The 18062-nt window shown below is 45.2% G+C and carries 18 protein-coding genes and 1 rRNA gene; 6 read left to right on the top strand and 13 right to left on the bottom strand.

Translation table 11 applies throughout. From position 1 onward, the window contains the following. A 16S ribosomal RNA gene (locus NXS09_RS10665) occupies positions 1-83 on the bottom strand; the annotation flags it as partial. 643 nt (positions 84-726) lie between these two features. Continuing rightward, positions 727-1533, bottom strand: a complete 807-nt coding sequence (locus NXS09_RS10660; RefSeq protein WP_259292496.1) for a cytochrome C assembly family protein — start codon at positions 1531-1533, stop codon at positions 727-729. A gap of 112 nt (positions 1534-1645) precedes the next feature. Here NXS09_RS10660 and ffh point away from each other — a divergent pair, with 112 nt between their 5' ends. After that, positions 1646-3016, top strand: a complete 1371-nt coding sequence (gene ffh, locus NXS09_RS10655) for a signal recognition particle protein (protein ID WP_259292495.1) — start codon at positions 1646-1648, stop codon at positions 3014-3016. Positions 3017-3180: 164 nt separating this feature from the next. Here the strand turns inward: ffh and NXS09_RS10650 are convergent, their stop codons facing one another. From NXS09_RS10650 to NXS09_RS10630, 5 genes are all read right to left on the bottom strand, one after another. Continuing rightward, on the bottom strand, positions 3181-4017 hold the full coding sequence (locus NXS09_RS10650) for a PHP domain-containing protein (RefSeq protein ID WP_259292494.1): 837 nt from the start codon (positions 4015-4017) through the stop codon (positions 3181-3183). Then, positions 4014-4181: a hypothetical protein gene (locus NXS09_RS10645; protein ID WP_259292493.1), complete on the bottom strand. Its 168-nt coding sequence runs from the start codon at positions 4179-4181 to the stop codon at positions 4014-4016. The genes NXS09_RS10650 and NXS09_RS10645 overlap by 4 nt, the downstream gene beginning before the upstream one ends. A 211-nt stretch (positions 4182-4392) precedes the next feature. After that, a complete protein-coding gene (locus NXS09_RS10640) occupies positions 4393-4851 on the bottom strand; it encodes a DIP1984 family protein (protein WP_259292492.1) in 459 nt (152 codons plus the stop codon). Between the two features lie 62 nt (positions 4852-4913). Continuing rightward, positions 4914-5153, bottom strand: coding sequence for an oxidoreductase-like domain-containing protein (locus tag NXS09_RS10635; protein ID WP_259292491.1), 240 nt, complete (start codon positions 5151-5153; stop codon positions 4914-4916). Next, positions 5131-5364 carry an RNA-binding S4 domain-containing protein gene (locus NXS09_RS10630; protein WP_259292490.1) on the bottom strand — a complete coding sequence of 78 codons (234 nt, stop codon included), beginning with the start codon at positions 5362-5364 and terminating at the stop codon, positions 5131-5133. Before NXS09_RS10630 ends, NXS09_RS10635 begins: the two co-directional genes overlap by 23 nt. A 308-nt stretch (positions 5365-5672) precedes the next feature. Here NXS09_RS10630 and NXS09_RS10625 point away from each other — a divergent pair, with 308 nt between their 5' ends. The 3 genes from NXS09_RS10625 (at position 5673) to NXS09_RS10615 (ending at position 9667) form a co-directional block, all read left to right on the top strand. Then, complete coding sequence (locus NXS09_RS10625; protein ID WP_259292489.1) at positions 5673-7187, top strand: catalase; 1515 nt, start codon at positions 5673-5675, stop codon at positions 7185-7187. 747 nt (positions 7188-7934) lie between these two features. Continuing rightward, the gene (locus tag NXS09_RS10620; protein WP_259292488.1) at positions 7935-8561 is read left to right on the top strand and encodes an opacity family porin; all 627 of its coding nucleotides are present in this window, start codon (positions 7935-7937) and stop codon (positions 8559-8561) included. 131 nt (positions 8562-8692) lie between these two features. Further along, positions 8693-9667: a M48 family metallopeptidase gene (locus tag NXS09_RS10615; RefSeq protein ID WP_259292487.1), complete on the top strand. Its 975-nt coding sequence runs from the start codon at positions 8693-8695 to the stop codon at positions 9665-9667. A gap of 121 nt (positions 9668-9788) precedes the next feature. On the opposite strand, the gene NXS09_RS10610 is transcribed toward NXS09_RS10615, so the two are convergent. Genes NXS09_RS10610 through NXS09_RS10595 form a run of 4 tightly spaced genes read right to left on the bottom strand, consistent with a single transcriptional unit; the run spans position 9789 to position 13313 of the window. Continuing rightward, positions 9789-10646 (bottom strand): metal ABC transporter permease, encoded by an 858-nt coding sequence (locus NXS09_RS10610; protein WP_259292486.1) that lies wholly within the window; start codon positions 10644-10646, stop codon positions 9789-9791. Next, positions 10639-11502 (bottom strand): metal ABC transporter permease, encoded by an 864-nt coding sequence (locus NXS09_RS10605; protein WP_259292485.1) that lies wholly within the window; start codon positions 11500-11502, stop codon positions 10639-10641. Before NXS09_RS10605 ends, NXS09_RS10610 begins: the two co-directional genes overlap by 8 nt. Positions 11503-11505: 3 nt before the next feature. Beyond that, positions 11506-12432, bottom strand: a complete 927-nt coding sequence (locus NXS09_RS10600; RefSeq protein WP_289623100.1) for a metal ABC transporter ATP-binding protein — start codon at positions 12430-12432, stop codon at positions 11506-11508. Further along, a complete protein-coding gene (locus NXS09_RS10595; protein ID WP_259292484.1) occupies positions 12432-13313 on the bottom strand; it encodes a metal ABC transporter substrate-binding protein in 882 nt (293 codons plus the stop codon). The genes NXS09_RS10600 and NXS09_RS10595 overlap by 1 nt, the downstream gene beginning before the upstream one ends. A 296-nt stretch (positions 13314-13609) precedes the next feature. On the opposite strand from NXS09_RS10595, the gene NXS09_RS10590 reads away from it, so the two are divergent. Beyond that, positions 13610-14905 (top strand): valine--pyruvate transaminase, encoded by a 1296-nt coding sequence (locus NXS09_RS10590; protein WP_259292483.1) that lies wholly within the window; start codon positions 13610-13612, stop codon positions 14903-14905. Between the two features lie 80 nt (positions 14906-14985). On the opposite strand, the gene NXS09_RS10585 is transcribed toward NXS09_RS10590, so the two are convergent. Both NXS09_RS10585 and NXS09_RS10580 read right to left on the bottom strand, forming a co-directional pair. Beyond that, positions 14986-15759 carry an IS3 family transposase gene (locus NXS09_RS10585; protein WP_259292498.1) on the bottom strand — a complete coding sequence of 258 codons (774 nt, stop codon included), beginning with the start codon at positions 15757-15759 and terminating at the stop codon, positions 14986-14988. Positions 15760-15785: 26 nt separating this feature from the next. Then, positions 15786-16133, bottom strand: coding sequence for a helix-turn-helix domain-containing protein (locus tag NXS09_RS10580; protein WP_259292482.1), 348 nt, complete (start codon positions 16131-16133; stop codon positions 15786-15788). Between the two features lie 405 nt (positions 16134-16538). Here NXS09_RS10580 and NXS09_RS10570 point away from each other — a divergent pair, with 405 nt between their 5' ends. Continuing rightward, positions 16539-17897, top strand: a complete 1359-nt coding sequence (locus NXS09_RS10570; RefSeq protein WP_289623099.1) for a calcium-binding protein — start codon at positions 16539-16541, stop codon at positions 17895-17897. The last annotated feature ends 165 nt before the right edge of the window (positions 17898-18062 follow it).

Here is an 18062-nt window from a genome sequence, read left to right as displayed (position 1 = left end):
GCTCTTCCGTGCTGCCGTTCGACTTGCATGTGTAAAGCATGCCGCCAGCGTTCAATCTGAGCCAGGATCAAACTCTTATGTTCAATCTCTAACTTTTAACTTCTGGTCTGCTTCAAAGAAACCGACAGGATTTTATCCTGTCTGTTTTTGTCGCAGTGTGAGGCCATCAGGCACTCACACTTATCGGTATTCTGTGTTGTTAAAGAGCGTTCCCGCTACCGTCCCGGCAGCGAAGAAACCGAACTATACCGACTCAACAACATCCAGTCAATACCCGATAACTCAAAAAACTTACCTAAAAGCACAATTTTTTGTTTTTTATAAAAATAAATCTTCAAGCAACCGAAATCACAATTTACCGCATGTGTTTAACCAATCCTTTAACTTTGTGATTTAGAGTATTTACACACTTAATAGCCATAAAAAGGGTAAGTTTTAATTTTAAATTTTAATGATAGTTGTTTTTAAAAAATTTCTGTTTTATTTTATATTTACCCACCAAGAAGGCTTGCACTTTACCGAAAGATGAATTACATTGAACTACATTAAGTGATGCAAATCACAAAGCCAAGTAAACAAAGGCACAAATCAATATAATCCTCTTATATTGAAGAAATAGAGAAAATTTGAGTTATCAACACCATAAACGGGCTACCTTTTAAATTTAAGGTAGCCCGTTTTATATGCTTTATCTAAAAAAATATTTTGATCAAATAAATTTTATTTTCAACGTTGTAATACAACTTCTAAAATAAACTTACTGCCTACATAAGCAAACATCAAACTGATAAACCCCACTACCGTCCACACTGCTACTTTCTTTCCACGCCAAGCAGTCATACCGTGTTTCAATAATAAGCCGCCGTAAATCAACCAAGACAATATGCCGAAAATGGTTTTATGGGTTAACATCACCGGCTTATTAAAGATTTGATCGGCAAAAAAAGTACCGCTGACAACAGAATAGGTTAATAACAGAAATCCTGCCCACATACCTTGAAACATTAGCTTTTCCAAACTAAGCAGCGACGGCAGAAAAGAAACCAATGAAGATATTTTTTTCTTATGCAGATTATTATCCAACAGTAAAATCAATACGGCCAGTAAAGTAACGATACCGAATAATCCGTATGCCAATAATGATGTACCTATGTGTAGCATAAACGGCCAATCACTAATATGGTATCCGGTAAATTTTCCCGGGAAGACTGTTGCCATTAGTAAAGACAGCACGGTACAAGGGTAGAGAAGTAATTGCAAACCTTTTAGGTTGTAAAAAAAACTTCCGACAAAATACATGGCCAACATCAGCCAAACGATCAAACTGACGGAATAGCCGAAGCCCATTATTACAACCTTGTCTTCCACGACAGGCGCAAGTAATACGGCCAAATGCACCAGTAAAGAAGGGGCCAATACCGCCAACTCCGCCTTTAAAGGATAAGGCTTACCATTTTGCTTTTGATGATACCACCATACAAAGCCTGCCAACCCTGCATAGACAAGTATCAGATAGATCAATACGACCGGCATGGAAAACTTTCTCTTGCATGCATATTCTTGCACGCATATGTAGTATAAAATACAATGATTTTATCAAAGATAAGCCTGATTCGGGCAGTTATTCTCAATTTCAAGGACGCTCATGTTAGATAACTTAACCAACCGCTTCGGCAGTGTGCTGAAAAACATACGCGGCCAAGCCAAATTAACCGAAGACAATATTAAAGAAGCTTTAAGGGAAGTCAGATTGGCATTGCTTGAAGCCGATGTGGCTCTGCCTATTGTTAAAGACTTTGTGAATAAAGTGAAAGAACAGGCGCTCGGGCAAGAAATCACCGGCAGCTTAACACCCGACCAAGCCTTTATCGGTATCGTTAACGATGCACTTGTCGACCTGATGGGCAAAGAAAACAGCTCGTTAGATTTGGCAACAGCTCCGCCTGCCGTGATTTTAATGGCCGGCCTGCAAGGTGCCGGTAAAACCACGACTGTCGGCAAATTATCCCGCCTGTTGAAAACCAATCAGAAAAAGAAAATTCTGGTTGTTTCCGCCGACGTATACCGCCCTGCCGCGATTGAACAACTGCGATTGCTGGCCGAACAAGTCGGCGTTGACTTTTTCCCTTCGGATACCCAACAAAAACCGGTAGATATTGCCAAAGCCGCCGTGGATTATGCGAAGAAGCATTTCTACGATGTTTTGATGGTCGATACCGCAGGCCGCTTGGCAATTGATGAAGAAATGATGAACGAGATTAAAGCGCTGCATGCTGCCGTTCATCCTATTGAAACTTTATTTGTTGTAGACGCCATGTTGGGCCAAGATGCCGTCAACACCGCGCAAGCCTTTAATGAAGCATTACCGCTGACCGGTGTGATTCTAACCAAAATGGACGGTGATTCACGCGGCGGTGCGGCTTTATCGGTACGCCAAGTGACCGGCAAACCGATTAAATTTATCGGTATCGGTGAAAAAATCAACGGATTAGAACCTTTCTATCCCGACCGTATCGCCAGTCGTATCCTCGGCATGGGTGACGTACTCAGCTTAATCGAAGACGTACAAAAAGGCATAGACGAAGAAGCTGCCACCAAAATGGCGAAAAAGCTGCACAAAGGCAAAGGCTTTGATCTGAACGACTTTAAAGAGCAAATCCAACAAATGCGCAATATGGGCGGCTTGGAAAGCCTGATGTCTAAAATGCCGGGGGAACTTGGCCAATTATCCAAACAGATTCCGGAAGGTACCGCCGAAAAAGCCATGGGGCATGTAGAGGCCATTATTAACTCCATGACCCCCAAAGAGCGTGCCAACCCTGCATTGCTGAAAGCCAGCCGCAAGCGTCGTATTGCCCAAGGTTCCGGCACTTCCGTTCAAGAAGTCAACAAAATGCTGAAACAGTTCGAACAATCTCAGCAAATGATGAAGATGTTCAGCGGTAAAGGCATGGCCAAACTGATGCGCATGGCTAAGGGTATGAAGGGTATGAAAGGCATGTTTCCGGGTATGTAAACTTTCAGACGGCCTACAAACTATTACAAGGCCGTCTGAAACACTCGAATCCTAATAAACATGAGGCCGTCTGAAACCCATTTTCAGACGGCCTTTTATATGCTTTGATTGTATGCTTTGAAATACGAGCAACTTTATTTATCTAACCGGAAATGCTACACACTTTAGGCCGTCTGAAAACCTGCCCACACCGGCCGGCAGATTTCCGGCAGCTCCGGGCTCACGCCCAATACGCCGCCGCCATAATCACCCAAACGGTGAAAATCGCTGCCGACACTCGACAATAAACCATAGTTCTGCGCCAGTAGCGCATAATTAAAGCAGTCGTTTTTATCACTACTGCCGCTATGCACTTCAATCGCCTGCCCGCCCAAGGCTTTAAACTCTTCAAAGAGATTACGCTTGGCCGTAGCCGAAAAACCATAGCGCATCGGATGGGCAATCACCGCTACCCCGTCCGCACTGCAAATCGCATCGACACACTCGGCCAATGTTGTCCATTCATGCCCGACCGATGCCGGTTTGCCGTCGCCCAAGTATTTGGTAAACGCCTGCTGCTTATTGCGCACATGACCTTCGTTGATTAAAAATTCAGCAATATGGGTGCGGCTGACCATTTCGGGATTGGCCGCCAATGCCAACGCGCCTTCATAAGCCCCGCCAATCCCTTTTTTCTCCAGTTTGCCGGCAATCGCTTCCAAGCGTTTCAGACGGCCTTTGCGTACTTCCGCCAGCAAGTTCTGCAATTTTTCATTCTTTTCATCGAAATTCAAACCGACAATATGTACAGTCCGCTTGCGCCACGTCACCGAAACTTCCACACCGTTAATAAACCGCAAGCCCAAACTATCGGCTTCGGCCCGTGCTTCAGCCAAGCCGCCGGTATGGTCGTGGTCGGTCAACGCCAGCATGGTGCAACCATTTTGATGTGCAAGGCGAACCACTTCCGCCGGCGAGAGCATGCCGTCTGAAACATTGGAATGGCAGTGAAGATCTATCATATAAACGGCTCTTTCAGACGGCCTCGATAACTTCCCGATACCGCACTACGATAAAGATAAAAAGAAGATTGGGCGTTATCCCAACGCCCATCAAAATCGGCTTTAAAACCGATGGAAACATCATTTTGACAATATGGCCGACTAGGAAAACCGATTTCCCACATGCCCACCCTCATCTTCCGAATACAAACCGATACATGGTAGTAACAATAAGCGGTTCAATGTAAACAATTACCTGTACTGGGCATCAGTTGTAACAGGGACAAAGCCCGATATGGCAGCCCTTTGCCGCTCCAAGTATGTGTTTTTCACAGAAGGTTGTATCCACTTTTGCATCGGAAGACTAACCGAAACGGTTTTCAGACGGCCTTATCGTTAGAGTGGTACATCATACTGCCAATTGGCCTGTTGTACCAACGCATCAAGTTCACGGTATTTTTTGGCCACTTCATCAGCCTGACGGCGGATGGCTTTAATATCCACCGCAGCCAACATCTTAATTTCACTACGGCTATAACGGGATTGCTCAGGTGTTGCCGCGTCTGCCAGCGCGGTTAACGCCGTGTATTCGGCTTTCAATAAATCACGCCGTACCAGTGCGGTTGTCATACCGGTGCCGTCAGATAGGCTGACTCTGCTGTTGGTTTGGTTAACCGCCACAACCAGCTTTTCTAATTTTTCGATGGTTTGCCGATATTCTATTAATAAGTCTTTCGGCTGTTCGGCAGGCTCTTCGCCTTCCTGATATTGGGCATTTTGTTTCAAACGTTGGGCAAGTTGCGCCAGCTTTCTTTGTAAATCAGCGCGTTCGATTAAGGCTTCGGCCAGTTTCATTTTTTTATCCTTATATTTTTTCAGACGGCCTCTATTCAAAAAAGGCCGTCTGAAATGATTCATTATTTTACCGTTTCGGAGTCGGCTCCGTTTTCGGTAGCTTCCTGCGCCGCCAGTTTTTCTTTCAGGCGCTTCTGTTGTTCGTCGTATTTGGCTTTATCATTCCAATAAATAGTTTGAATACAGGCATCACCGCAGTCGCTGCCGCAACATTCCCATGCTTCGGGTCGCACCGGCTCGAGCAATAACTCTTCTCCTGCATCCAGTAAATCAGATAAATCAGGTTTCCGGATCGTATCCATCTTCAACCTCCAAGACCGCCCCATTATATTCGATGATTTCCCCGCCGCGTATTTTGGCAGTTTTGCGGGTTTCTACTTCACCGTTACGCAACACTTGGCCATCGGCAATCACCATTTTTGCTTGCCCGCCACTATCGGCAAGACCGGCCAATTTCAATAAATCACATAAAGCAATATATTCGCTATCTTCTAAATAAATAGTTGCATGCATGTTTTTTTCAATATTCGGTTATCTATAAGAATCTTATTCTACGGTTAAATCATAAGCCATGATTAAATTTTAAAATTATCTATCGGATTATATTTTTTAATTTAAAATTACTAAAATAAATCGCAATCATAGTTTTAATAGCAAAAATCTTAATGTATAGTGTATTCCATAGAAACAGAACAGCAAAAAGATTGGTTAAATTTACTATACATTTTTAACTATATACTTTGTTTTGCTTAATATTTTATATTATCTACACAAGCCGCTGCCAAAAACAGCACATAACAAACCCTCTAAGGAGCACAACCATGTCTACCAAAAAATGTCCGGTTACCCATCTGACTACCAATGCCGGCGCACCGGTTGCCGACAACCAAAACAGCTTAACAGCCGGCCCGCGCGGCCCTCTGTTGGCACAAGACTTATGGCTGAATGAAAAATTGGCCAACTTTGTTCGCGAGGTGATTCCCGAGCGCCGTATGCACGCCAAAGGTTCGGGGGCTTTCGGTACGTTTACCGTAACCAACGACATCACAAAATACACCCGCGCCAAAATCTTCAGCGAAGTCGGCAAAAAAACAGAAATGTTTGCCCGCTTCACAACCGTAGCCGGCGAGCGCGGTGCGGCCGATGCCGAACGCGATATCCGCGGTTTTGCGCTGAAATTCTATACCGAAGAAGGCAACTGGGATATGGTGGGCAACAACACCCCCGTATTCTTCATGCGTGACCCGCGTAAATTCCCTGATTTGAACAAAGCCGTAAAACGCGACCCGCGCACCAATATGCGTTCCGCAACCAACAACTGGGACTTCTGGACCTTGCTGCCCGAAGCATTCCACCAAGTGACCATTGTGATGAGCGACCGTGGTATCCCCGCATCTTACCGCCACATGCACGGCTTCGGTTCGCACACTTACAGCTTCTGGAACGAAGCCGGCGAACGCTTCTGGGTGAAATTCCACTTCCGTACCCAACAAGGCATTAAAAACCTGACCGATGAAGAAGCGGCCGCCATTATCGCCAACGACCGCGAAAGCCATCAACGCGACCTGTACGAATCTATCGAACGTGGTGATTTCCCGAAATGGAAAATGTACATCCAAGTGATGCCGGAAGCCGAAGCGGAAAAAGTGCCTTACCATCCGTTTGACTTGACCAAAGTTTGGCCGAAAAAAGACTATCCGTTGATTGAAGTGGGTGAGTTTGAATTAAACCGCAATCCTGAAAACTTCTTTGCCGATGTCGAGCAAGCCGCATTTGCGCCGAGCAATTTGGTACCGGGTATCAGCGTATCGCCCGATAGAATGTTACAGGCACGTTTGTTTAACTATGCCGATGCACAGCGCTACCGCTTGGGTGTGAACCACCATCAAATCCCGGTGAACGCACCGCGCTGCCCTGTACACAGCAATGCGCGCGACGGTCAAGGCCGTGCCGATGGCAACTATGGCGGCCAACTGCACTACGAGCCGAACAGTTTCGGCCAATGGCAAGATCAAGCCCAATTTGCCGAACCGCCTTTGAAAATCAACGGTGACGCCGCTCATTGGAACTTCCGTGAAGATGACGACGACTATTTCAGCCAACCGCGTGCGCTGTTTCATCTGATGAACGACGAGCAAAAAGAAGCGCTGTTTAAAAACACAGCCGCTGCAATGGGCGATGCTTTAGACTTCATCAAATACCGCCATATCCGCAACTGTTATATGTGTGATCCGGCTTATGGTGAAGGCGTTGCTAAAGCATTGGGTATGACCGTGGCAGATGCGCAAGCAGCCCGCGAAACCGATCCGGCCAAAGGCAACCCCGGATTCCTATAAATAGGCACTGAACGAATTTTTAGCCGATAAGGCTAAACACTACCAAAACGCTAAATATAATAATCTTATATAAAAGCAGCAGGCCGTCTGAAGATTAATTTTCAGACGGCCTTTATTTATATCATTCAATGGTAACCACTTCATTCACGGCAAATTTTGCGCCCCTCTCTCGTTGTAATAAAACAACAAAAGCATTAACTTTCACAAGGAAATTATTGATTTATATAGCATATATTAATAATAAATCTCATTATTACCCACTCCACACAAATACATAGCCGCTTCAAATCAATTAAATATAAACAGAAAACAATTGTTATAAATTAATCAAATAGTTAATTATAGAAATAACCTTTTCAGACGGCCTATTCATGTTGATAATATCAAACAAACAAAAGTTAACCAAAATTAAATTAAATTAAATTAAACGTTTTATAACAAATATCATTGTTTATTAATATATATGATTAATCAGGCGCTGCTATCATAATGGGAACCGGCTCGACATAGCAAGCGCCCTAATCATGATTCAAGCGGCTATATGCACATTCTATCAGTCTGTTCACTCAAGCATCTTCAAATCATTTTTAGATTTCTTAGCTATCCATTACGCAAACTTTATAGCGGCTTTTTAAAACATAGCGATTACGCATTTATTTTTCAAAGTATCTTCAAAGTGATGCCGGTTTCTGGAAACCCGGTCGGCCATCTATTATTTTTATGTTTTTTTAAGAAAGGTTTCTATCCATGAAACAACCTTCTATCCGCTTAACCGCTATTTTATTCACTGCTTTGGCAGCTTCTGTTTCCACCGCCGCTTTGGCAGAGGACACTGTCGGCCCCTATGTTCAAGGCGATATCGGCTTAGCGCATTTGAAATTTGATGATGGCGAGAAATTTAAAATCCGCAATACCTTCAGAAATATCAAAGATTCTTATAAAGAATCCGGCTTTATGCCCCGCATCAGCGCCGGTTATGATTACGGCAATATCCGTGTCGCCGGTGATTACACCCACTATAAAACCATTTCGGAATCTGCCGGCGATGCCGACAGCAGCGCTAATGTAAACGTTAAAGCACGCGGCGTCGGTGCTTCCGTGATTTATGATGTTCCGACACAAACCCGAATCAAACCCTATATCGGCGGACGTTTATCGGTAAACAAAATCAAAACCACTGCCAATGTCCGTCTGTTGAATGAACGCGGTTCGTCTTCAGACAGCTCCACCAAAGTCGGTATCGGCGCTATGGCCGGTGTCGGTTATGAAATCAACAGAAATCTTACTGCCGATGCGGGCTACCGCTTTAACCGTCTGACTTCCGATCTCAACACTCATGAGGTTTCAGTCGGCCTGCGTTATACATTCCAATAATCATTTATTGGGGGTTATTCGAGCACTGCATCCCCATGGAGCAGTGCTCGAACTCACTCATGCGATAACGTGCTGCTCAATACAGCATCACTACTTACTTAAAGCACTTATCCGAAAGAATGGAGAAACTTATGTGCCAACATCATGATATGCATACCGTTATTAAAAAAAGCCGCCACCGCTTAGAGCTGCCGCTGTTTTTCTTAACCGCATTTCTCACCATCGCAACATTTCTTGTTGTGCTGGCCTTATCATTTTATAAACAAGAAACATTAGAATTCACGCAAGATATTACCGTTGCCCAATATCGTGATGCCCATAAAGAAGCCAAAGGCATGACAGATACGCAAATTCTGGACAGTCTGTCGGAAGATGAAAGGGAGCTAATCGGCTACGTCGAACGCATCAACCCGCTGCTGGTATTGCTCGCACCAGTCGGTTTCTTGCTGTTGATAATTTATCAAATCGGCAAACTATACGGCGGCGTACGCGCCGACGGCGTTAGAGTCGGCCCGAACCAATTTGGCGAAGTCTATAAAATATGGGCGGAAATGGCGCAAAAATTAGGTTTGAAGAAAACACCCGAACTCTATATCCAAAACGGTAGCGGCGCGTTAAATGCTTTTGCCACCTGCCTGCCCGGCTATCGTTCTTTCGGTGTGGTTTATTCCGATATTTTAGAGCGTGCCCTTGCCAATAACGATGAAAAAAGCCTGCGTTTTATTCTCGGCCACGAACTTGGCCATGTCCGCTACAACCATGTTACTTGGTGGTACAACATGCTCAACATAATCGGCAATATGCCCGGCTTCAACTATATTATCGGCATGCCTTTAAGCCGTTCACGCGAATATGGTTGCGATAAACTCGGCGCCATGCTATCCGAAGATACCGAGCAACGCGGCTTATTAATGTTGGCTGCGGGTAAACACCTGTATCGCCAAGTAAATGCCGAAGCCTATTATGCCGAACATGTTTATAACCGCAGCTACTGGGGCGCAGTCAGCAACTTCTTTAACGACCACCCCAGCATCAACTGGCGTATTTCCGCCTTACAGCAAAACAAACATGGCAGCTTGATATGGGATAACGGCAAGAAAAAATAACCTACTGATTAATCACATTTTCTAGGCAGATAACCGCTTTATCTGCCTTTTGATATCTGGTTTAATCCGGTCATAACCAAAGGCCGTCTGAAAGATTTTCAGACGGCCTTTGGTTATGAATTTATGATTCCGTTAACGGCATCTTATTGCTATGTAGATATGCCCTCAATTTAGAATATATCAATGCAAACAAAAACAGTATTGCCTGCAACAGAATAATGGTAGGTCCGGTGGCAGCATTTACATGATAGCTCAGTATCGTGCCCATCAAACTGGTTATAACAGAGCAAGTCACCACGATAATCATCATGCGATCAAAACGGTGGGTTAATAAGGAAGCGGTAATACCGGGCGAAATCAGCATCGCAATCACCAGCACCACACCTGCAACCTGTATTGCAATAATGATGGTTAGCGCCAGCAGAATCAGTAAGCCATAGTGGAGGATTCGGGGTGGCAAGCCGACAATTCGCGCTTGAACCGGATCAAAGCAATACAGCATCAAATCCCGTTTTTTCAGCATAACGACTATAAAAATAATCGTGCAAACAATTAATGTGCGAATCAGCTCCGGATAGCTAACGCCAAGCACATTGCCGAACAAAATATGGGTCAGGTGTTGATCGGTTTCGACTTTAGTAAACAAAACCAAACCGAAAGCAAACATACCCGAAAACACAATGCCCATAACCGTATCTTCTTTCAGACGGCTGTTGTTTTTCAGATAGCCCACGCCCACGGCACACGCCAGCCCTGAAAAAAATGCACCGACTACCAACGGAATACCGGTTACAAAGGCAACAATAATGCCGGGTAGCACGGCATGGGAAATCGCATCCCCCATCAGCGACCAGCCTTTCAGCACCAAATAGCAGGACAAAATCCCGCAGACCACCGACACAATCAGCGCAGTAAACATCGCATATTGCATAAACGGAAAAGACAGCGGCTCGACAAACCAGTTGATGATATCAGCCATGTTCTGCTTCCCCCTGCATTGCAACGGCCTGTTTCTGTTTCAACAAACCGTGTTTGGGTGCGAATAAGAAAGCCAAGAGAAAAAGTGCCGTCTGTAAACAGACAATAATGCCTCCGGTGGCTCCGTCGAGAAAATAACTGATATATGCGCCTATTCCGCTGGTAAAAAACCCCAAAGCTACGGCGATTGAAGCCAACTTGCTGAATTTATCGGTGAGCAGATAAGCAGTGGCGCCGGGTGTAATCACCATCGCAATCACCAGCACCGCGCCCACGGTTTGCAATGCGGTTACCACGCAGGCGCTAAGTAGGGTAAAAAACAGAATTTTATAACGTAATGGCGACAAACCCACGACAACGGCCTGAGTTTCGTCAAAAAACACCAGTAGCAGGTTTTTCCAAAACAGCAATAAAAAAACCAGACACACCACGATAATAATGCTGACTTGAAAAACATCTTCGTCGGCAATCCCCAAAATATTGCCCAACACGATTTCCTGTACATTAACGGCAGTGGGATTAATCGAAACGATAAACAGGCCGAGTGCGAAAAAAGTTGTGAAAATAAAACCGATAATGGCATCTTCTTTCAATTTGCTCACGGCTTTAATCCACAAAATCGACAATGCCGCCAAGATGCCCGAAATAAAAGCGCCCACCGAATAAGGCAGGGCGAGCGAATAGGTAATGGCGACACCGGGCACCACCGAATGCGACAGGGCATCGCCGATTAAAGACCAGCCTTTAAGCATCAGATAAGATGATAAAAAGGCACACATCCCACCCACGGCGGCACTCAAAACAATCGCCTTTACCATATACTCGTAAGCAAACGGTTCCAATAAAACATCCAGCATGGCTCAGTCCTTTTCCCCACCTTCGGTTTGTGCGACTTTTTTCTCACGGTTATCGGCACCTTTACCTGCGGTAGCGGGCGGGTCGCTTTTGGTTTGGCCATAGAATACGGCCGGGCGTTTGTCTTCGGGCGCCAATACTGTCACTTCGCGTTTGTCTTCATCTATATGTAAATCACTGCTGGCGAGTTTGAAGTGGCGCAACACACCGCCGAACGCATGTTCAAGATTCTGTTGGTTGAATGTCGATGCAGTCGGGCCTGCCGCCTGCACGGTGCGGTTAATCATCACCACATGGTCGCAAAAGTCGGGCACAGAGCCCAAATTATGCGTGGACACCAAAATCAGACGGCCTTCTGCACGCAGCTGATCCAGAAGATCCATAATCATATTTTCCGTTGTAACATCTACGCCGGTAAACGGCTCGTCCAACAAAATAACTTTACTGTCCTGAGCCAGTGCGCGGGCAATAAATACGCGTTTTTTCTGCCCGCCGGAAAGCTCGCCGATTTGCCGTTCGGCAAGATGGGCAATGTCGACACGATCCATAGCCGTCTGAACTGCCTGCTTATCCGTTTTCGCCGGAATACGCAGAAAATTCATATAACCATAACGCCCCTGCATCACCACATCGTAAACCGAAACGGGAAACTGCCAATCCACTTCTTCGCTTTGCGGCACATAAGACACAAAATTGTTTTGCAGTGCCTTGATAATCGGCAAACCGCACAGGCGGATATCCCCCTTATGCGGTTTGAGCAACCCCATCAGGCTTTTGAACAAAGTGGATTTTCCGCTGCCGTTCATGCCCACCAGCGCGCAGGTCATACCGCCTTCCAAACCCAGAGAAAAGTCATAAATAGCCGTGTGACCGTTGTTATAGCGCACGGTGAGGTCGTTAATATGAATCGAAGCAGCGGTTTGTGACATCATTATTTTCCAAACCCTTTCACAATCGTAGATACGGTTGTATTCAGTAAATCGGCATAAGTCGGTACCGGGCCGTTTTTAGCCGACAATGAATCCACATACAAAACGCCGCCGTATTTGGCTCCGGTTTCTTTGGCTACCTGTTGCATCGGTTTCGGTGAAATCGTGCTTTCGCTAAACACCACCGGGATTTTGTTTTTACGCACGGCATCAATCACTTTGCGTACTTGCTGAGGTGTACCTTGCTGTTCGGCATTAATCGGCCACAAATAAACTTCTTTAAAGCCGTAGTCTTTTGCCAGATAACTGAATGCACCTTCGCTGCTCACCAAGAAACGCTGGTTGGCCGGCACCTGCATGAGTTTGGCGCGTAAAGGTTTATCCAACTGTTTGATTTTATTGCTGTATACCGCTGCATTTCTAGCATACACCGCCGCATTTTGCGGGTCGTATTTCGCCAAAGCATTTTTAATGTTTTCAATATAAATCAAGGCATTACTGGTTGACATCCATGCATGGGGATTGGGCATGCCTTTATAAGGGCCTTCATGGATAGACATCGGCTGAATGCCTTTAGTCACCACTACCGCCGGCTTGTTTTTCACATTTTGAAAGAAACGCTCAAACCAACGTTCCAGATTCATGCCGTTCCACAATACCAAATCAGCCGACTGGGCTTTGGCGATATCTTGCGGTGTAGGTTGATAATCATGAATTTCCGCACCGGGTTTGGTAATCGATTCCACCGTTGCCGCATTGCCCGCTACGTTTTGTGCGATGTCTTGAATAACGGTAAAAGTGGTCACGACTTTAAATTTCGCATAAGCGGGCGATGCCGCTAAAACACTTAAAAACAAACATGTTGCTGTAATGAAACGGCGCATGATGTGCTCTCCTGCCAGTAAAGTATGAATAAAAACGATTAAGTGGCAGATGAATTAAGCATATCTGCCAACCATTCCAGTATACTGTTAATGATAATGATTTTCAATACTATTAAATTATTCAGTTTACCGAAAAATAATTGCAAATCTGAGGCCGTCTGAAAACATTTCAGACGGCCTCAGATTTCATGAGTAAACAATGATAAACACACACTATTTTTTAAACTAAATGAACACGCGGCGTTTATCCGCTATATAATTTGTTTATATTCATTTTTTTCCCCAAGGATTACACTATGCAATTTTCCGCTTTCGGCCAAAAATTCACCCGCATGAGCGGGATTCTGCAACTCATGGACGATTTAGGCAAAGCCCTAAGCAGCGACCACCCCGTTAATATGCTCGGTGGCGGCAATCCTGCCCATATAGATGAAGCAAATAAACTGTACCACCAAATATTACAAGAATTGGTTGACAACCATACGGCAGAGGAAAGCATCGGCAACTATTCCACCCCTCAAGGCGATGCCCGATTTATCGATACTCTGGTCGACTTTTTCAACCGCGAATACGGCTGGGGCATTACTTCGGAAAATATCGCATTAACCAACGGTTCCCAAAATGCGTTCTTTTATTTGTTCAACCTATTCGGCGGCCGCTTCGAGCAAAACGGTACCCATACCGACAAAACCATCCTGCTGCCACTGGTGCCCGAATATGTCGGCTATGCCGATACCCAAATCGAAGGCCAACACTTTACAACCGTTAAACCACATATCGACATCGTCGAACACGAAGGCGAAAGCGGTTTTTTCAAATACCGCGTTGATTTTGACACACTGGAAAACCTGCCCGAACTGAAAGCCGGAAACATCGGCGCTATCTGCTGTTCGCGCCCTACCAACCCCAGCGGCAATGTTTTAACCGACGAAGAAATGGATCGTTTAGATAAATTGGCACAAACATACGGCATCCCGTTGATTATTGACAACGCTTACGGCATGCCGTTTCCCAATATTATTTACAGCAACACCACCCTAACCTGGCATGAAAATATCATCCTCTGCTTCAGCCTTTCCAAAATCGGCCTGCCCGGCATACGCACCGGCATTATCGTCGCCGCGCCCGAAGTGGTGAACGCCATCAGCGCACTCAATGCCATTGTGAACTTAGCCCCTACCCGTTTCGGCGCCGCCATCGCCACCCCGCTGATTCAAGACGGCCGTCTGAAAACATTATCCGATAACACCGTACGTCCGTTTTACCAACAGCAAGCGAAACTGGCCATATCGCTTATCAAAAAAGAATTTGCAGACTATCCGGTGAGAATCCACAAACCGGAAGGTGCGATTTTCTTATGGCTATGGTTTGAAGGCCTGCCGGTTTCCACCCAAGAGCTATACGAACAGCTGAAAGCCGAAGACACATTGGTGATTCCGGGCGAACATTTCTTTATAGGTATCGATACCGACACCCATCCCCATACCCGTGAGTGCATCCGCATCAGCATTGCGCAAAATGAAACCGTATTGAGCAACGGCATCGCCGCCATCGGCAAAGCAGTTCGCCGACTTTATGATAATGTTGGTTAAATAGACATTATTTAACCAATCCAAAAGGCCGTCTGAACATTGATCTGCCCCCCAAATCTTGGACAAACATAAAAGCCTTTTCAGGCTGCCTTTTCGAGCTGGGTTCTGTATGCTACAGGACTCAGCTTTTTCAATTTCAAACTACATCTGTCATGATTGTAGTATCGTATATAGTCGCCTATTGTCTGCATCAGCTCTGTTGTCGAAAGTCTGCCTTCCTGATAAAAGCATTCCGTCTTCAGTATCGCAAAGAAGCTTTCCATCGGGGCATTATCCCAACAATTGCCTTTACGCGACATACTCTTCACTATGCCGTGTTCCGCCAACGTACGGCGGTAGGCTTCCGTACGGTACAGCACACCCTGATCGGAATGCAGCAGCACTTTATCTGCCTTTGTCAGCTTACAAACCGCATCATTCAGCATTCTTTCCACCATCTCGCTGTTCGGGCGGCGGCTCATCGAGTAAGCGACGATTTCCCGGTTAAATACATCCAATATCGGTGACAGATACAGTTTACCGTTGCTACACTTGAATTCGGTGGCATCAGTCAGCCATTTCTCATTGGGTTTTTGCGCCTCAAAGCGGCGGTTCAGAATATTGTCCGACGGTTCGCCCATTGCCGGGTGACGGTAGGCTTTTTTCGGACGCACTTTGGCTTTCAATTGCAACAGTTTCATCAAACGGGCAACCTTTTTCTTATTCCATGACAAAGTGGCGGCAATCCGCCTGTATCCGTAACGCCCTTTGTGGCGGGCATAGACTTCGGCAACGGCGGCTTTGTCCCGTTCGTCCGGGTCGGGGCGGCCGTGGTGATAATAAAAACTGCTTTTGGGTAGAGCGGCGCTGTGCAGCAGGTATTTAAGCGGATGTTTTGCCCTCAGTGCTTGGACGGCTTCGCTTTTTTGGCGGCCGCTTCTTTCTGCCTGAGGGCTTTTAATTCCTTTAGATAGTCGTTCTCCGCCCGCATATAGCGCAACTCTTCGATTAGTTCCGCTTGTGTTTTTTCGAGGTCGGGTTTATCGACGATAAAGGGGTTTTTGCGTTTGATGGTCATAATGGCCTGCGGATGTTCCAGTGCGCGGATGCCGCCTTGGTTGTATGCGGCTATCCAACGGCGTAAATGGGTACGGGAGATATTAAAGTGATCGGCGGTACGCTGTTGGCTGCGTACGCGCCGGTAATATTGTACGGCTTGGTATTTAAAGTCTAATGTATATTTGCTCATAAGAAAACTGCACCTTAATGGGTTGGAGGGGTGTCCAACTTTTGGGGTGCAGTTCACATCTTTAAGATTTCAGACGGCCTTTTTTAATTTTTGTAATCTACCAAAGCAAAAAAATGATTAGATGTATAAAAAAAGCACATATAAACCAGCAAATAGATAACTATAAAAACTTAAATGGAATGAATTAAAAATATTTAATCCACATTTGGCAATAGGTATCAAAAAGATATTTTTAAAAAAATTAATTCATCATTTTCAACAACTTATAATAAATAATTTTAAATATTTTTACGATATAACAACGATAAAAAGTAATTCGCAGTTTTAGAATAACAAACAGGAAATATTACATAGTTAACTATCGTAATATTGCCTAATATACAGCATGACAAAAGGAGACTAAAAATGGCTACTAATCCTAATGAAACTCTTGTTACAAATGGAACCGTTCTTCAAGGCACATCAAAAAATGATGTGCTACGAGGTACAAATGGTAATGACACCCTCTATGGTTGGAATGGCAATGATAGGCTCTATGGTTTAAATGGTAATGACTTACTCAGAGGCGGTAACGGTAACGATATACTCTATGGCGGTAACGATAACGACACCCTATACGGTGAAGAAAACAACGACCAGCTATACGGTGACAGCGGCCGCGATACACTGTATGGCGGTAACGGCAATGATACGCTCCATGGCGGCAACGATAACGATACCCTATATGGTGACGGCGGCAACGATAGATTATACGGCGAGAACGGTAACGATACCCTCTATGGCGGCATCGGCAATGATTCCCTCAACGGCGGCAGCGGTAGCGACATTATGCATGGGGGCGCCGGAAACGATGCCTATTACGTCGACAACCTCGGCGACTCGGTTATCGAAGCGGCTAACGAAGGCATCGATACCGTATACAGCAGCATCAATTACACCACCCCTCAAAATGTAGAAACCCTGATATTGACAGGCAGCGCCCCTATTAGCGGCTACGGTAATAATAGCAACAACAACATCTACGGCAACAACAATAGCAACCAGCTACATGGCGGCAATGGTAATGATTTTATTCATGGCGGCAACGGTAACGACAGAATCTATGGTGATAACGGTACCGACTGGCTCTATGGCGACAATGGCAATGATTTACTTTACGGCGGTATTGGAAATGACTCGCTCAACGGCGGAGCCGGTAACGATAGACTCTACGGCATGGCAGGCGACGATACCTACTACTTCGGTCACGGTTATGGAAACGATTTTATTTATGATCCCCAAGGCCATAACACACTGCATTTTAACGGTTTGAATACGTCGGATGTCAGCATTGAATCCAATAATAATTCTTGGACTATCCACGTTAACGGTACCAACGACAGTGTGACAATCGGTTATCAAAATGGCGGATCGCATGTATCTATCGACAGTTTTGTCTTTGATGACGGTACATTCAGTAATACCCAACTCGACCATATGATGGGATCTACCAATATTTTGGGCGCTTCCCTCGAAAACAGCAATATGGTTGTTTACGACCACAACCTGACTACCGATAAAGCCGTAGCCGGCGATATTTCGGAAATTTCAGGCGGACTGCTTGAAAGCGGTCACGACGGTATATTGGACAGCCAACTCAACAGCCTGTTTTCCGAACCGCCGGTTGCCACCAGCAGTATCGGCGCTGCCGACACCGTGGCTTACGCGACAACAGAAACAGTAACTTATATCGATGATAACGTTCACAATACATCCATTATCTAAGCCTTAACGAGTCTCTTAGGCCGTCTGAAAGATTTTCAGACGGCCTTTTTCTATTTTGATATCCATCAAAGCAAAACATACTCAAAAAGTAATGAATAAATGTATTAAAAAACATACAGATATATCAAAAAATAACTAACTATAAAAATTAAAACTAAATTAATT

Source organism: Neisseria montereyensis, assembly GCF_024834045.1.
GTDB classification, from domain to species: Bacteria; Pseudomonadota; Gammaproteobacteria; order Burkholderiales; family Neisseriaceae; genus Neisseria; species Neisseria montereyensis.
The sequence above is the reverse complement of the archived record's forward strand: the minus strand, read 5'-3'. Positions and strand labels throughout refer to the sequence as shown.

Bases quoted from the DNA above. Each gene is read 5' to 3' on its own strand.
- NXS09_RS10660 (WP_259292496.1), bottom strand. From the start codon at position 1,533: ATGCCGGTCGTATTGATCTATCTGATACTTGTCTATGCAGGGTTGGCA.
- ffh (WP_259292495.1), top strand. From the start codon at position 1,646: ATGTTAGATAACTTAACCAACCGCTTCGGCAGTGTGCTGAAAAACATA.
- NXS09_RS10650 (WP_259292494.1), bottom strand. From the start codon at position 4,017: ATGATAGATCTTCACTGCCATTCCAATGTTTCAGACGGCATGCTCTCG.
- NXS09_RS10645 (WP_259292493.1), bottom strand. From the start codon at position 4,181: ATGTGGGAAATCGGTTTTCCTAGTCGGCCATATTGTCAAAATGATGTT.
- NXS09_RS10640 (WP_259292492.1), bottom strand. From the start codon at position 4,851: ATGAAACTGGCCGAAGCCTTAATCGAACGCGCTGATTTACAAAGAAAG.
- NXS09_RS10635 (WP_259292491.1), bottom strand. From the start codon at position 5,153: ATGGATACGATCCGGAAACCTGATTTATCTGATTTACTGGATGCAGGA.
- NXS09_RS10630 (WP_259292490.1), bottom strand. From the start codon at position 5,364: ATGCATGCAACTATTTATTTAGAAGATAGCGAATATATTGCTTTATGT.
- NXS09_RS10625 (WP_259292489.1), top strand. From the start codon at position 5,673: ATGTCTACCAAAAAATGTCCGGTTACCCATCTGACTACCAATGCCGGC.
- NXS09_RS10620 (WP_259292488.1), top strand. From the start codon at position 7,935: ATGAAACAACCTTCTATCCGCTTAACCGCTATTTTATTCACTGCTTTG.
- NXS09_RS10615 (WP_259292487.1), top strand. From the start codon at position 8,693: ATGTGCCAACATCATGATATGCATACCGTTATTAAAAAAAGCCGCCAC.
- NXS09_RS10610 (WP_259292486.1), bottom strand. From the start codon at position 10,646: ATGGCTGATATCATCAACTGGTTTGTCGAGCCGCTGTCTTTTCCGTTT.
- NXS09_RS10605 (WP_259292485.1), bottom strand. From the start codon at position 11,502: ATGCTGGATGTTTTATTGGAACCGTTTGCTTACGAGTATATGGTAAAG.
- NXS09_RS10600 (WP_289623100.1), bottom strand. From the start codon at position 12,432: ATGATGTCACAAACCGCTGCTTCGATTCATATTAACGACCTCACCGTG.
- NXS09_RS10595 (WP_259292484.1), bottom strand. From the start codon at position 13,313: ATGCGCCGTTTCATTACAGCAACATGTTTGTTTTTAAGTGTTTTAGCG.
- NXS09_RS10590 (WP_259292483.1), top strand. From the start codon at position 13,610: ATGCAATTTTCCGCTTTCGGCCAAAAATTCACCCGCATGAGCGGGATT.
- NXS09_RS10580 (WP_259292482.1), bottom strand. From the start codon at position 16,133: ATGAGCAAATATACATTAGACTTTAAATACCAAGCCGTACAATATTAC.
- NXS09_RS10570 (WP_289623099.1), top strand. From the start codon at position 16,539: ATGGCTACTAATCCTAATGAAACTCTTGTTACAAATGGAACCGTTCTT.